Raw genomic sequence first — 14,066 nt, 5'->3', positions numbered from 1 at the left:
CTTGGAGATATCAATCAGCTCTTCGTCACCTTTGTAGAGCTTTTTCTCTTTGGTGTTGATCGTCAGGACCGTGCCGGTATCGACCGAGTAGGCTTGCTCGAGCACGGGTTCGCCGGCTTCATCCACCACGACGTTGCCGTCGTCGTCAACTTTCTTCACCCAGTTCTTCAGGTCGATTCCGATCCCGCCGGTGACATCGACGGTCGTCAGAAAGATTGGCGAGATGCCGTTGGTGCCCGCAACCACGGGAGCGATGTTGATGAAGGGGACGTAGGGACTCGCCTGACGGCCGATCCAGAGTGCCACGTTGTTGACTCCGGACATGCGAGAGGAGCCGACGCCCATCGTGCCTTTTTCGGCGATCAGCATGACCCTTTTTCCGGGATGCTCTTTCTGCAACTCGACAAGTTCTTCTTGAGCCTTTGGACTGATCAAGCACTTGCCATGCAGTTCACGGTCGCTGCGCGAGTGAGCTTCGCTGCCCGGGGACAGCAGGTCGGTGGAGATGTCACCGACACCAGCGATGTAAGTAACGAGATCGATCTTCTCTGGCAGTTCAGGCAGATCGGTGAAGAACTCAGCCGCCGCGTAGCTCTCAAGTAGTTCTCGAGCGATTTCGTTGCCCTGCTTGTAGGCATCTTCGAGACGTTTGGTGTCCGCGTCATAGAGGAAGACTTGGGACTTGAGGACCTTCGACGCCTGTTCGGCAATCGACTTGTCGTCACCCAAGGCTAAATCGAGAAGCACCTCGATCGAAGAGCCGCCTTTCATGTGCGAGAGTTGCTCGAACGCAAACTCGGGCGTGATCTCGGGAATGCTTACCTCACCGAGGATGATCTCTTTGAGGAATTCAGACTTGATCGCGGCCGCGCTCGTGGTCCCAGGCAGCGTGTTGTAGATCAAAAATTTCAGCGAGTCTTCGCGATGAGGGTTCGCCGGATCTTTGATCTGGTCGATGATCTCTTTGGTCAATTCGGCACTGTCGATCGGCTTCGGCTGAAGACCCTGTTCTTTGCGTTCTTTGATTTCGTCAAGGTAGGCTGAGTACATGTTCATATGAGTCTTCTCTTGGTTGAACGGTCAAACGGGTCGAATGGGTGACAGATCGGATGGGTCACTAATTGGAGCTAACACCTGCAGCGGAAATAGCTCTCGATAGTTGGTAGCTAACGGACATTCGCCGTATGAAATGGTCGCGTTCGGAACGGTCGATAAATGGTGGACAACGAATTATGGAATTTGGCTTCGCTCACGACGCTGCCGACGATCCCAGTGGATACCGCAATACGTCGTTCTCTAGCATTGTTCTCGTCTGAAAATCAGTGCGAAACGTGCACTTCGCCCCGAGTTCTGTCGGATAGTCGCTGAGCGAGAGCATTATCTAGGGTTTCTAGAGTCAAGGGTAGCCCGGATTGACTCATGCGACCATATACACTTAGGGGGCTTGTGACCGAGGGGGGTATGAACGGTTTTGTGGTGCTGAAAGGGAGACGAAATGCACTTAACTTTCTCCCCATCAGTGGTAGAAAAACGGGAACTTCCAACGCAGCAATTCACTCTGTAAGAAGCGTTAACCACTGGCGACCGCTATGGTGAACCATCAATCGGTTGATCACGTCATTCGGAGAAACCCAAAAATTGGACGAGAAATCACCAAACCATGCACGGCCGCTTCTCTATAGTGTCGGCACCCAAATTGTCGCCCAGAAAGACGTGATGGCGGCAAACGATCGCATTGCGCATCCCGCTGGCGCGGTCGGAGTGATCGTGCGATCTCCGGTCGATCGCACTCATGCCTATCGTGTCAAGTTTAACGATGGTTTCGAAGCCGCCATCCATCACGACCAACTCGTGCGGTTATCCGAGTTCAAAAGCCTCCCCATCCGTGCGGCCGATGCGGCACTGATGAGTTCCGGCTTGTATGATCGTGTGATCTATCGCTGCGTGATCGGTTCGAGGGCATACGGATTGCAGGACGATGCATCGGACACCGATCGCCGCGGCATCTATCTTCCGCCGGCCGAACTGCATTGGTCCCTGTACGGAGTGCCGGAACAGCTCGAGAATGACGAGACGCAAGAGGTTTACTGGGAACTGCAAAAATTCATCGTGCTCGCGCTCAAAGCGAACCCCAATGTGTTGGAGTGCCTCTATTCCCCCATTGTCGAGTCGGCCTCACCACTTGGCCAAGAATTGCTCGAGATGCGAGACGCTTTTTTGTCGAAGCTGGTATTCCAAACATTCTCGGGTTATGTCGCATCCCAGTTCAAAAAGATGCAAACGGACATTCGCAATCAAGGCCGCGTGAAATGGAAGCACGTGATGCATCTGATCCGCTTGTTGATCTCGGGAACGCACGTGCTGCGAAAGGGCGAGATGATGGTCGACGTTGGCCATCATCGCGACCGTTTGTTGCGAGTCAAACGGGGCGAGATGTCGTTCGCCGACGCCGATACTTGGCGCACCGCACTGCAGCGTGAATTCGAATCGGCCTTTCAAACAACCCAACTCCCAGACCGTCCCGACTACGAGCGTGCCAATGCGTTCTTAGTCGATGCGCGGCGGCGAGCGATGAAGGAACAATTGCCATGACAAACGACCACGATGTTGAACATGCAAAGTTAACCGAGCAGATTGCCTCGCATCCGTACCCGCTGGTCTTCGTGACCGTCAGCGGTGCGCATCTGTACGGATTCCCTTCTCCCGATTCGGACTTTGACCTCCGCGGCGTTCACCTGTTGCCGCTAGAAACGATCGTGGGATTGGACGAAGGGGACCAAACGGTCGAAAAGGATTGCATCGACAACGGGCTGGAAATCGATCTGGTCACACACGATGCGGAAAAATTCTTTCGCATGATGCTGAAGCGAAACGGCTACGTGCTCGAACAAATTTTTTCACCCCTGGTGCTACACACAACTCCAGAGCACGAGGAACTGAAAGCGATCGCCAAGCGTTGTATCACCCGGCACCATGCTCATCACTACCTCGGATTTGCCGCAACGCAGTGGAAACTCTTCGCAAAAGAGTCGCCGCCGCGAGTCAAACCTTTGCTGTATGTCTATCGAGTGCTGCTGACCGGGATTCATCTGATGCGAACCGGCGAGGTGCAGGCCAATTTGAATCAGCTAAACGAATCGGCGAAACTCTCGTACATTGACGAGCTTGTTGACCGCAAGCGTTCTGGTCCTGAAAAAGGCACACTCAATGATACTGATCTGGACTTCCACACCCGCCAATACGAACGGCTGACCGCGACGCTCGAGTCGGCGTACCAAGCATCAACCCTTCCCGAGATGCCAACCGCTCGTGACGCGTTAAATGACCTACTGATTCGACTGCGTCTACATCCGCGCACGTCCGGCATCGTGGAAGACGGCGTCTAAGATCAAGGCTCGCCTTTGGGCCTTACCGAGGAAAATCTGTGGATTTGCCGTCGCAAGCGTATTCGCAGCACTCACCAATGGTACCCACGTTTGGTTCTTCAATCGTTGTGGATCGTTGGGTTGCTATGACATGTTGGGAAACCAAGTTTGGCTGCGGTGACGGAAACCGCAAATCCAACACAAATTCCCCCCTTCCGAACCTGTCTCGGTGTATTATTCAAGTTTAATCCGTGACGGACTGGAAACGCGACCGCTTAGATTGCATTCCGAATCGCTTGATAAAACAAGACGGATCACCGAGCGAGCTGGTAAATTTATGCAGTCCAACAATGATGATCCGTTCTTTCTTTACATCCCGCACCCCATTTCCACACCGGCCGCTACTCGCTTCTCCGCCCTTCTTGGAAGATGCGGCTGATCAGACGGATGTCGCTGCTACCTATAAATTGTTCTTGCCGATGACCTAACCCTGTTTCGTTCTGCAGAGCTTCGCTGATCCCTGACCAGCAAAGCGTTCACATCCCCACCTGTATACGGAATCTCCTGTAATGAAAAGCGTCCTAATTCGCATCGCATTTGTGCTACTGATCTTGATGATCGCTCCCTCGGTTGCCTTGGCGATTCCGCCATCACCAGTCGGCGATGTATTCGCGGCGAATCCAGAGGACTGGGCCTTTGCGTCGGAGTTTTCCGATGAATTCAACGGCGATCAGTTGGATACACAAAAATGGAACATCGATACGGAAGATTGGGGAACATGGAGCTGGGAGCCCGAGAATGCATTTCTAAAAGACGGATCATTGCAACTGCAGATGGTTCAAGAATATCATCAGCGCGGCAATACAAAACTGGCCTATACGTCGGGGATCGCCAGGACACGCAATCGGATGACATACGGTTATTTCGAAGCTCGTGTGAAAGGATGTGCACGCTTCCCCGGTGCTTCACCTGCATTTTGGTTGCATAGCAAAGGTTTAGAGAATCGATACGTTGCCAAAGACGGTGAAACGGTAGCCTATTCGGAGATCGACATCATCGAATTGCAACAAGGCGAATGGAACGCCAACACAAAGAAGGACAACGGCGTCGACATTATCGACTGCAATCTCCACAACGTACTAATCAAAAACGGCCAACGACAATGGATGCGTCCTAATACGCACCCGGCAACGAATAAGAACGAGTACCATGCGTCGTTTGACCCTCGTGACGACTATCACGTCTACGCCGTCGAGAACAATCAAGATTATGTTGTGTGGTACATCGATGGCCGGGAAGTGGCGAGAAAACCCAATCTCTATTGGCATCTGCCGATGCACGTGACACTGTCCCTCGGGTTACGTCGCCCATTTGAAAACTACGTCGATGGTCAGCGTGTCGCCGCTCTCGACAAGACGACCGAAGAAGGTTTCCCGACGACGATGAGCGTCGACTACGTACGGGTCTGGCGCAACACCAGTCTGACACAGTCCCAGTCGGCTCCGGCCAAACAACTTGGATCACCAATCAAGAAACGCGCCGGCGTCGCAGTGAAGCAAACTCACAAAAAAGATGGGGAAAATCTGGACATGAGCAAAGAGGAGTTCATTGCCATGGAAAAAAGCAAATGGCAGCAGAATGGGTGGCCTTGGAATCTAACGAAAGTGGAAGCTAATTTCGTTGAGATCGATACGAACGGCGACGGCATCGCTTCGGGATTGGAACGGCAAACTTGGTTTGCGAAGAAGAAGGCCGAGAAAAAGTAGATCATCCAAAAGAATTCATAGGCAGCAGACCATTCCGAGTGAACGAAAACCGCTGACCACTGCAGGTACAAACATCGCAAGCACAAACCGAACAAGCGACGGGGATATTATTTTCCGGCGTGTTCACAGACGGAGCGGCGGGCGACTTCTGCAACACATTTTTCCATCGTCGATTTTAATTGAGCGGGATCGAAAGGCTTCGCAAGGTAATCATCCATGCCTGCATCGAGACACCGTTCGCGGTCGCCCTGGATCGCATTGGCGGTCAGTGCGACGATGACAAGACTGCAGTCGGTCCCACTTTTCGCCTCGTTTTCGCGAATTCGTTTCGTCGCAACAAATCCATCCATGATCGGCATTTGACAATCCATTAGCACAATGTCATACGGTTTTTGTTGCAATGCCTTCAGTGCTTCAATGCCGTTTTCGACGACATCGCAACTCCATCCCAATCGCGACAACATCTCGCGTGTGAAGAGCTGATTGATCTTGTTGTCTTCGGCCAACAAGATACGTATTCCTGGCGTCCGCTTCTCCATCGCCGGTTTCGGCACCACGGAATCGACGTTCGCGTCTGACGAAACCTCTGCGGTACACAAGCGGAAGTTTGCAGTGAACCAAAACCGTGACCCCACGCCTTCGCGACTGTCGACGCCAATCTCTCCGTCCATTTTCTCAACAATGGCTTTGCAAATCGACAAACCAAGTCCCGAGCCACCATATTTTCGGTTGACGGAACTATCCACTTGTGAAAAGGACTGGAATAAACGATCCAATCGGCTGGCGGGAATGCCAATGCCGGTGTCGCTGATCGAGAACAGGATTGTCGTGTCTCGGTTGGATTGGCTTTGACATTCGGCTCGCAGCACGATTTCCCCCTGCTCGGTAAATTTAATCGCGTTGCTGAGCAGATTCACCAGCACTTGACGCAGTCGATGGCTATCGCCGATCACACGCGTTGAAACGGCGTCATCGACCGTATGCCGGAGTTCAAGATTCTTCCCTCCCAGTCGCGGCGGCATGCTGAGTACGATGTCGTCAAGTAATTCATGCAGATCAAACGAGTGTTGTTCAAGCTCCATGCACCCCGCTTCAATTTTGGAAAAATCCAACACATCGCTGATCAATTCCAATAACGCCTTGCCGCTGCTTTGGCAGGCGCTGACGAAGCGGCGTTGTCGATCATCCAGTGGCGAATCGGCCAACAATTCAGTCATACCGATCACCCCGTTCAGCGGAGTCCGTAGCTCATGACTCATGCTTGCCAAAAACTCGCTCTTGGCACGACTGGCTCGCTCGGCTTCTACTTTTGCAGCGACCAATGCGCGTTGGTTTTTCCGACGTTCGGTGATGTCAATTTGGGTCGTTACAAAATTACACAGTGTACCGGACTCGTCAAAAACCGGATCGACCTTCAAGTCGACCCAATGTCCTTCGCCTGATTTCTTATAATTGTAGACTTCCGTTGCAATGCTTTCTCGATTTTCGATCTTCGAGCGAATTAAACGCACCGTTTCAGGATCAGTGCCCTCGCCGATCAAAAAGTCCGCAGGTCGTCGCCCGACAACCTCAAATGCTTCGTACTGACTCATCTGGATAAACGCGTCATTGACCCACTCGATGCGACATTCCGCATCCATGATAAACACGGCATGCTGCGTCTTGCTGGCGACCAAGGAAAGTTTCGAGATCAATTCATGGGACTGTTGTAGTTCGTCCTCGGCGCGTTTGCGCTCGACAAAAACGCCGACGGTATCGGCAATGGAGGACAGTGATTCGAGTGTATTTATTTGCAGAGGCTGTTGGCTAAACAAAGCCAAGACGCCGACCACCTGTTCGCCGACGATCAACGGATATCCGGCGAACGCGACTAGATTCTGAGTTTGCGCCCATTGCAAATTTTCAAGTTCCGGATCGTTTTGTAGCTCGTTGGTCAGAAACGGTCGACCTCGCTCCGCCAGACGACCAACGCAGCCTTCGCCAATCGAAATCTGCGAATGATCTCCATCGCGGTGCGTATACAAACCTGCACTCGCTTTTAATTCTAACACGGATTGCGAAGAATCGGTCGTCCAGATCCGTACGAACGAAACGTGTAATCGGTCAACGATCGCTTCGCAACATTCTTGCAATCCTGTATCCAGGACATCCGCTCGTGACAAGGCAACCCCGACATCCGCGGTCAACATCGCCAAACGGTTGCGTTCTGCCAGAACCGCTTCGTTTTGTTTTCGCTCCGAGATATCGCGTACCACGGTAACGAACCGTGCCGGTTCGTCGTCCGGTGCAATGTACTGAACGAACAAATCGACAGGGACATCGCGTCCATCCTTTCGCCGCACCACCGTCTCGACGCGTTGCATCGTGGTCTCACCCGACTTCAGACTGACGGTCATACACTGCAGATCGTCCGCGGACATTCCCACATCAATGTCCCCTGGTCCCAATTGGCACAGCTCCTCGGCCGAATAGCCAAGCAACTTGGTGGCACCTTGGTTGACGTAATAGAACATGTGGGTGTCGGGATCTAGCATGAACACCGAATCATGGGTCTGGTCAAGCGTCGTTTTGAATTGGTCCAGCTCAATTTCATGCTTCTTCCACTCCGTCAGATCGACGTGGCTACCCACCAACCGATTGGGACGACTGTCGCCATCGCGGAACACGGCAAAAGCGCGAGAAAGCACATGCACATAGTGATCGTCTTTGTGCCGAATTCGACATTCGACTTCAAATTTTTCAGTTTCGCCGCGGACGTATTGATCCAGTTTCGTCGCGACCTTTTCTCGTTCATCGGGATGTAATAGCTCGAGGGCCGCGTCAGCATCGTCGCCAATGTCTTCGCGATTGTAGCCCAACATTTCGAGAAATCGTGGTGAAAAGAAAAATCGGTTCGTTTCCAGATCCCATTCGAAAATGCCGTCATTGCATCCGAGCATCAGTACGTTGAACTGCTCTCGACTGACATCCAGTTCTTTTTCCAACGCTTCTTGCTTCGCCAGCTGCTCTTCGACTTTTAATTTTGCTTGGTTCAGATCAGCAGTTCGCCCGACGACCAACCGTTCGACCATTTCGTTTTTGCGGAACAAGTAGGCCACAAATGCACTTACCAAGACGGAGGCCATCAGCCCAAGAAACAACGTGCTGCGCGGAGTGGCATCACGGCGAACCGCTACATAATCCGCATTGGCCGTGCAGTGCAGCGTCCAAGTGCGCCCCGCCTGTTGGACAAATCCCTCATACAGCAGCGGCGGCGACAGTTCCCTACTCAGTACCCCAGTCGGTTCGGATTCATTGGATGCATGTTCGGCAATCCGTGACTCGTGCAGGTAGGCCGCTCGCGTATCCTTTGGCGCCGTGTTTTCATACAACTGAATCTTAATGCCCGACGGAGCCAATGGCTCGATCGCATTTTCAAGCACTTGGTCCAAACGCAACCGCCCGACGACAAACCCCTTCAACTTGGGCCATGTTTTCGTTTCGGATGGATGATCGTTTTGGTGAAAAACCGGCGACACCAACAGCACTTGAAACCGTGCCGCAGGGTCGCTGCTAGAGAGCGCCGGTGATGCCGTCACGTGCTTTGACACCATCGCGATCGCAAAGGTGTCTCGCAATTGAGCATTGTGGTTTAGATCTTCGCCAAGCTCGACGCGCGGGTTGCCCGCGGGATATTTGTATGTGACCGGAAGGTATGTTTGACGCTGCGACGCAGGCTGCAACTGCCCCTCTTCCCCTCGCTGAACAATCCGGTGGCCAATTTCATTGTCCGACGATCCGCCCCGTGCGTAGTCGCCCCGTTCATAGTCGCTGCGCTGCGAGTCATCAACGTGCTGGACCCAAGTGATTGCATCGAATCCGACTCGCTCTGGTTTCATTTGATCGACGAAGCGGAGAAACTCACGCTGATCGACATTTTCGGAACTGCCGTACAGCGAGTGGACCGAACGAATCAGATCAATCGGGCGAGCGAATTCGGATTCGAAAACCGCCACCCTCTCTTGCGCTTCCCGCCGAAATCCCTCTCGGATCGCGTTTTGATCGAGCGAACGCATCTGCTGATGCAAGATATTGGTACAGATCACTCCGGCAATCAGCAACAGCAACGGCAAATACCATTTCATCGATCGACTTTGCAGGATCGGCATAAAGAGATAACGTCCTGGAGCGACAATCGCAGTCTTGATACCAATGGTGAAGCGTTTGTCTCGAAGCCTTTCGGAATCATCAAATCGTCAAGGGGAAACACACATCCGCCGTACTTTCGCAGTCCAGGCGTTTTCCCCCGGACTGGACACAATCAATCATTTGATTTCAATAAATCCTAAACGATATGCTTGGGCTTTCCTACCACTTCGACGTCAGATTCGCCCCAGCAATTCGATGATCCGCTACGACGCGGTAACCGCTGCGTGACTTTGTTGCTTCAAGGTAGGGACGTACGCAAGACAGCGGTTTACCTCCGTTCGCAAGTCCTGCAACAAAGTGACGACGTTGTCCAATTCGCCTGCTTTTCCCGCGGATTCGATATCAAACGCAATCGCTTGTAAATTGTGTGCGGCAAGAATCCCAGCAATCCCTTTCAACGAGTGCGCGGTCTCACCGACACCAACCGTGTCCCCAGTCTGCACCTGCGACGCGATTTGCTCGAGCCGTGCCACACTATCTTTTTCGAACGATTGCAGCAACATCTCGGCGAACGTAACGTCTCCCATGCAGCGTTCCATGAACTCTTTCTCGCAGATCGGCGGAGAATCTAAGGCGACACTGTCTGACTGCGAATGGGGTTCGTTTTCCGCGTCCATCAACTTCTCTTTCGTCAGCCATTTCCCGACCATTTCCCGCAGTTGCTGGGGACTAAAGGGTTTGGCCAGATAATCGTCCATGCCAGCATCAAGACAGCGTTGGCGGTCCCCTTTTAATGCATTCGCGGTGACCGCGATAATGGTCGACTCGCCTTCGATCTCGCCACGGGATTCCATTTGGCGAATCTCTCGGGTTGCTGTAAATCCGTCCATGATCGGCATTTGGCAATCCATTAACACTAAATCGTATTGCCCTGTTTTGATCCTGGTGATCGCTTCCACCCCGTTCAGCGCAGTGTCGCACTCCCATCCCTGTCGCCCCAACACCTCAAGGGCGAGCATTTGGTTGATATCATTGTCCTCGACCAGCAGGATTCGCACAGGATGAGGGTGGTTCAACGCCGGTGACATGACTTGCCTTTTATCTTTACGCATGTGAATTCACACCAGGAGTCACCGGTATGAATGCAATATCTAATTCGCGTTCAATTTCTGAACGGCTAAATCTTATTTTTTCAGCAATTTTACGGGACAGTTCCTACGAATTACCGAACGAGCGATTTGTTGCGTTATGTCACATCTGAGCCAATATGCTCACAAAAGCTCGAACGCAAACGATTGCAGTCCGCTTCTACCAATGCGACGTCCAATTAAACGCCCCCCACAAGGAATAGGGAAGCTATACAAAGGTTCAACTCGCACGAGTCGTCGTCCACATCGCTTGCGGTATTCCCCCTCATCGTCCCCGCGTTCGACGAGGCTCGATAAATAATTGCCTATTTTTGCTTCCCCCTACCAACAAACAAACCGTTGGTTTCATCGTTGTAATCGGGGGCTGCAGACAGGGTTTTCCCGCGGCAGTCGTACAAAGATAGGACACAAATATTGGATACATTCCCTTTTGGGGGGAATTTCTAGACAATCTTCCGGTTGCTTCGGATTAAATTCGATTCGCCTGCGGTTTCGTAGTGCAACGTCCCCCGAGTTCCGTCCCCCGAGTCCGGCAGCAAGAAAGCGGGTGAAAAGCGGTAGCGATTCAGGAATTGTTCAAAAATTTGCTGCCCTGGCTCGAGCCCGGCGGCATACGATAAAGGGTGTAGCGGCAAGATCGAATTGTGGGTTCCTGAGCGGAGGTTCAGTCATGATCACAACATCCGAAGCTGGCTTGGCAGGCGTCGTGGCCGGACAAACCGCGCTCAGCACAGTGGGCAAAAAGGGTTTTGGACTGACCTATCGAGGCTATTCGATTGAAGATCTGTCCGAGCACGCCTCCTTTGAAGAAGTCGCGTGGCTATTGCTGCACGGCGAATTACCGATGTACGAACAACTGGTAACGTTTTCAGAAGAATTACGACACCGCCGTTCGCTGCCTGATCCGCTGAAACAGATTCTCGAGACGTTGCCTTCGACGGCGCATCCGATGGATGTATTGCGGACAGGTTGTTCGGTATTGGGATGTCTGGAACCGGAGGCATCGGCCGAGCAACAATACGAAATCGCGATGCGGCTACTGAGTTCGTTTCCATCGATGCTGTGCTACTGGCATCACTTTCACCACGGCGGCCAGCGAATTGAAGTGGAAACCGACGACGACAGTATCGCGGGGCACTTTCTGCAATTGCTGCATGGTCACCCGGCCGCAGAGCATCTTCGCCGTGCACTTGACGTGTCATTGATTCTGTATGCCGAACATGAATTCAATGCGTCCACTTTCGCGGCACGGATCACGGCGTCGACGAGGTCGGATCTGTATTCGGCGATCGTCACTGGCATTGGCACACTGCGAGGCCCGCTGCACGGCGGTGCCAACGAAGCGTCGATGGACTTGATCGAATCCTATGTCAACGCGGATGCTGCCGAACAGGGAGTGATCGACCGTCTCGCTGCGAAACAAAAAATCATGGGTTTCGGGCATCGCGTCTACAAAACGGTCGACCCTCGTTCAGACGTAATCAAACGTTGGTCCCACACGCTGTGCGACGAAACCGCATTGCTGACGCTCTACGAGATTTCCGAGCGGATCGAAGCGGTGATGCGGCGGGAAAAGGGGCTATTTCCCAACCTCGATTTCTACTCTGCGACCGTTTTTCACTGTCTCGGCATTCCGACGACGATGTTCACGCCGCTGTTTGTTTTTGCCAGAACCGCGGGTTGGTCCGCCCACGTATTTGAACAACGCAGTAACAATCGTCTGATTCGCCCGGCGGCTGAATACAATGGGCCCGGCCCGAGGGCGTTCGTTCCGATCAACGAACGGGCCTGAGTCGAACGGGTGTGAGTCGAACGGGTGTGAGTCGAACGGGCCTGAGTTCGCATGGGCCTGAGGACAAATTCAACGCGGCCGCAGTTGGCGAACGGATTGTCGATTCAATTGACATGCCATTGCGTTGACAATTTTGACGAGCCGCGGCTTGCAAGACACGATACCAAGCGTGTGCCCGGCCGCTAACAACAGCGGCCGGCATCAGAAACCCGTACCCGCAAACTACTGCAGGCTGCTGCGGCGGCAAGATTCGCTGTCTCGGTACTACTTGACCGTCGGTTCGCCTTGCAGGTATCCCAGCGACGTTAGGAATCGATCCATGGCTTCGACAGTGGCACGGTAGTTTTCGGATTTTCCGAAATTGAAGAAACCATGTGGTTGATCCTCGTACAGATGCAAGTCACAGCGGCGACCGTTGGCTTCCATCGTCTTTTTGAACCGCTCGGCCGTTTCGATAGGAATCAGTTTGTCCTTGGTGCCTAGCATCACGATCGTGGGTGGCGTCGTGTCGCTAAGATTATGCGCCGGCGAGATGTCTTGCCAATAATCTTTGACCTTCTCGTGTGACCAACCGCCGACCGGGCCGTTGTCAAACACGGGGTTGAACAGCACCAATGCGTTAGGGACGCAGCTGACGCTGGTGTCATCGCCCTCTTCGTTGAACGCTTTGGTCGTTGCGGTCGCTGCGGCGACATGTCCTCCGGCGGAGCCACCACCGGCGATCACTTTGTTGGGATCGATCCCCAGTTCGCTGGCGTGTTGACGTACCCAGCGGATTGCCGACTTGCCGTCTTTGACGCATTCGCGAGGCGACGTATTGTGCTTGCTCTTGATCCGATATTCAGCGGCGATCGCCACGATTCCTCGTGATGCAAGGTAATTGCAATGAGGATAAAACTGGCTTGGACTGCCGCCGACCCAGCCACCGCCGAAAAAGAAGACTGCCACCGGTCGTGCATCGGTCGACTTGTGTTCGGCAGGTTCAAAGACGTGCAGTTTTAACTCCGTCTCGCCCACCGTCTTGTAGACAATTTGCCGGTCAGGCGAAAACCCTTTGGTTTCAAGAGCTTGGGCACAGGGTAGAGAAACGCAAAGAAACGCGGTAATGAAAATGCATGAGAACGCTTTCACGGTGATACTCGATGTCGTTGAGGAACGGGGAGGCGGGAAAACACTAGCGGATTAGTGTAATCCATTTTGGCGTATCTCGCGCCGCCCTGATGAACGACGCAAGACCTCCCAGAGTTGCCCCAAAATTCGACTCAAGACGCTCGAGCTACAGCTGTGACTTCAAGAACTTGCTTCGCTCGATCGCAAATTTCTGAAGCGACATCGCCTCGGTCGATTCTTCCTGTGGATCGGCATCGGATCGTGTCGCCGTGACAAACGCTTCGGTGGAATCGAGTTTGCGTGTGTCCGCTTTCACCGCGGGGGCGATCAAGTCGCGATATCCATTGACCACAGGCCCGAGACGGGACCAATCGAGCGAGTTGTTGGCAATTTCCTCGATGTACTGCATGTAACGGGCACGCAATTCAGGCACTGCCAACAATCGACTTCGCAGCGGCATTCGCTCGCTATCGAGCCCCACCAGCGGATCCAAATCGACTCCGCCATGTCGCGGAGCACCTCCGCCTGGGCCTCCCGGGCCGCCTAGTCCACCTGGGCCTCCCGGTCCACCTGGGCCTCGACGTCCTTCGCCGCCGCGACCTTCGAACTCTGGAGGGCCGCCAGGACCGCCGAACCCTTCAGGTCCACCTGGCCCACGTGGCCCGGCAAATGACTCGTCGAATTCAGGGCGGGGGCGAAAACCACCGGGGCCACCAGGACCACCACGGCCATGTCCCGACAACGCGAATGCTTCGTT

General features: G+C 53.4%; 9 protein-coding genes. 4 read left to right on the top strand and 5 right to left on the bottom strand.

Features of this window, described 5'->3' with window-relative positions:
• A partial coding sequence (locus RMSM_RS33665) for a 3-isopropylmalate dehydratase large subunit (RefSeq protein WP_008708333.1) occupies nt 1-1,056 on the bottom strand: 1,056 nt, incomplete at its 3' end.
• 582 nt (nt 1,057-1,638) lie between these two features.
• Here RMSM_RS33665 and RMSM_RS33660 point away from each other — a divergent pair.
• From RMSM_RS33660 to RMSM_RS33650, 3 genes are all read left to right on the top strand, one after another.
• On the top strand, nt 1,639-2,592 hold the full coding sequence (locus tag RMSM_RS33660; RefSeq protein ID WP_040770909.1) for a nucleotidyltransferase domain-containing protein: 954 nt from the start codon (nt 1,639-1,641) through the stop codon (nt 2,590-2,592).
• A complete protein-coding gene (locus tag RMSM_RS33655) occupies nt 2,589-3,386 on the top strand; it encodes a nucleotidyltransferase domain-containing protein (protein WP_008708329.1) in 798 nt (265 codons plus the stop codon). The genes RMSM_RS33660 and RMSM_RS33655 overlap by 4 nt, the downstream gene beginning before the upstream one ends.
• A 548-nt stretch (nt 3,387-3,934) precedes the next feature.
• Nucleotides 3,935-5,131, top strand: coding sequence for a kappa-carrageenase (locus tag RMSM_RS33650; RefSeq protein ID WP_008708327.1), 1,197 nt, complete (start codon nt 3,935-3,937; stop codon nt 5,129-5,131).
• Nucleotides 5,132-5,238: 107 nt separating this feature from the next.
• On the opposite strand, the gene RMSM_RS37690 is transcribed toward RMSM_RS33650, so the two are convergent.
• Nucleotides 5,239-9,279 (bottom strand): PAS domain S-box protein, encoded by a 4,041-nt coding sequence (locus tag RMSM_RS37690; protein ID WP_008708326.1) that lies wholly within the window; start codon nt 9,277-9,279, stop codon nt 5,239-5,241.
• 243 nt (nt 9,280-9,522) lie between these two features.
• Nucleotides 9,523-10,371 carry a response regulator gene (locus RMSM_RS33640; protein ID WP_081614435.1) on the bottom strand — a complete coding sequence of 283 codons (849 nt, stop codon included), beginning with the start codon at nt 10,369-10,371 and terminating at the stop codon, nt 9,523-9,525.
• 706 nt (nt 10,372-11,077) lie between these two features.
• Between RMSM_RS33640 and prpC the strand changes: the two genes are divergently transcribed.
• Nucleotides 11,078-12,199: a bifunctional 2-methylcitrate synthase/citrate synthase gene (prpC, locus tag RMSM_RS33635; RefSeq protein ID WP_008708323.1), complete on the top strand. Its 1,122-nt coding sequence runs from the start codon at nt 11,078-11,080 to the stop codon at nt 12,197-12,199.
• Nucleotides 12,200-12,463: 264 nt separating this feature from the next.
• On the opposite strand, the gene RMSM_RS33630 is transcribed toward prpC, so the two are convergent.
• A complete protein-coding gene (locus RMSM_RS33630) occupies nt 12,464-13,330 on the bottom strand; it encodes an alpha/beta hydrolase (protein ID WP_008708321.1) in 867 nt (288 codons plus the stop codon).
• Between the two features lie 145 nt (nt 13,331-13,475).
• Nucleotides 13,476-14,066, bottom strand: a 591-nt coding sequence (locus tag RMSM_RS43585) for a CotH kinase family protein (protein ID WP_173405167.1), incomplete at its 5' end; no start/stop codon positions are given.

The organism is Rhodopirellula maiorica SM1, assembly GCF_000346295.1.
Lineage (GTDB): Bacteria > Planctomycetota > Planctomycetia > Pirellulales > Pirellulaceae > Novipirellula > Novipirellula maiorica.
This window is presented reverse-complemented; position numbering and strand designations above follow the sequence as displayed.

Coding starts and splice junctions, on each gene's coding strand:
- RMSM_RS33655 (WP_008708329.1), top strand. CDS start 2,589: ATGACAAACGACCACGATGTTGAACATGCAAAGTTAACCGAGCAGATT.
- RMSM_RS33650 (WP_008708327.1), top strand. CDS start 3,935: ATGAAAAGCGTCCTAATTCGCATCGCATTTGTGCTACTGATCTTGATG.
- RMSM_RS37690 (WP_008708326.1), bottom strand. CDS start 9,279: ATGCCGATCCTGCAAAGTCGATCGATGAAATGGTATTTGCCGTTGCTG.
- RMSM_RS33640 (WP_081614435.1), bottom strand. CDS start 10,371: ATGCGTAAAGATAAAAGGCAAGTCATGTCACCGGCGTTGAACCACCCT.
- prpC (WP_008708323.1), top strand. CDS start 11,078: ATGATCACAACATCCGAAGCTGGCTTGGCAGGCGTCGTGGCCGGACAA.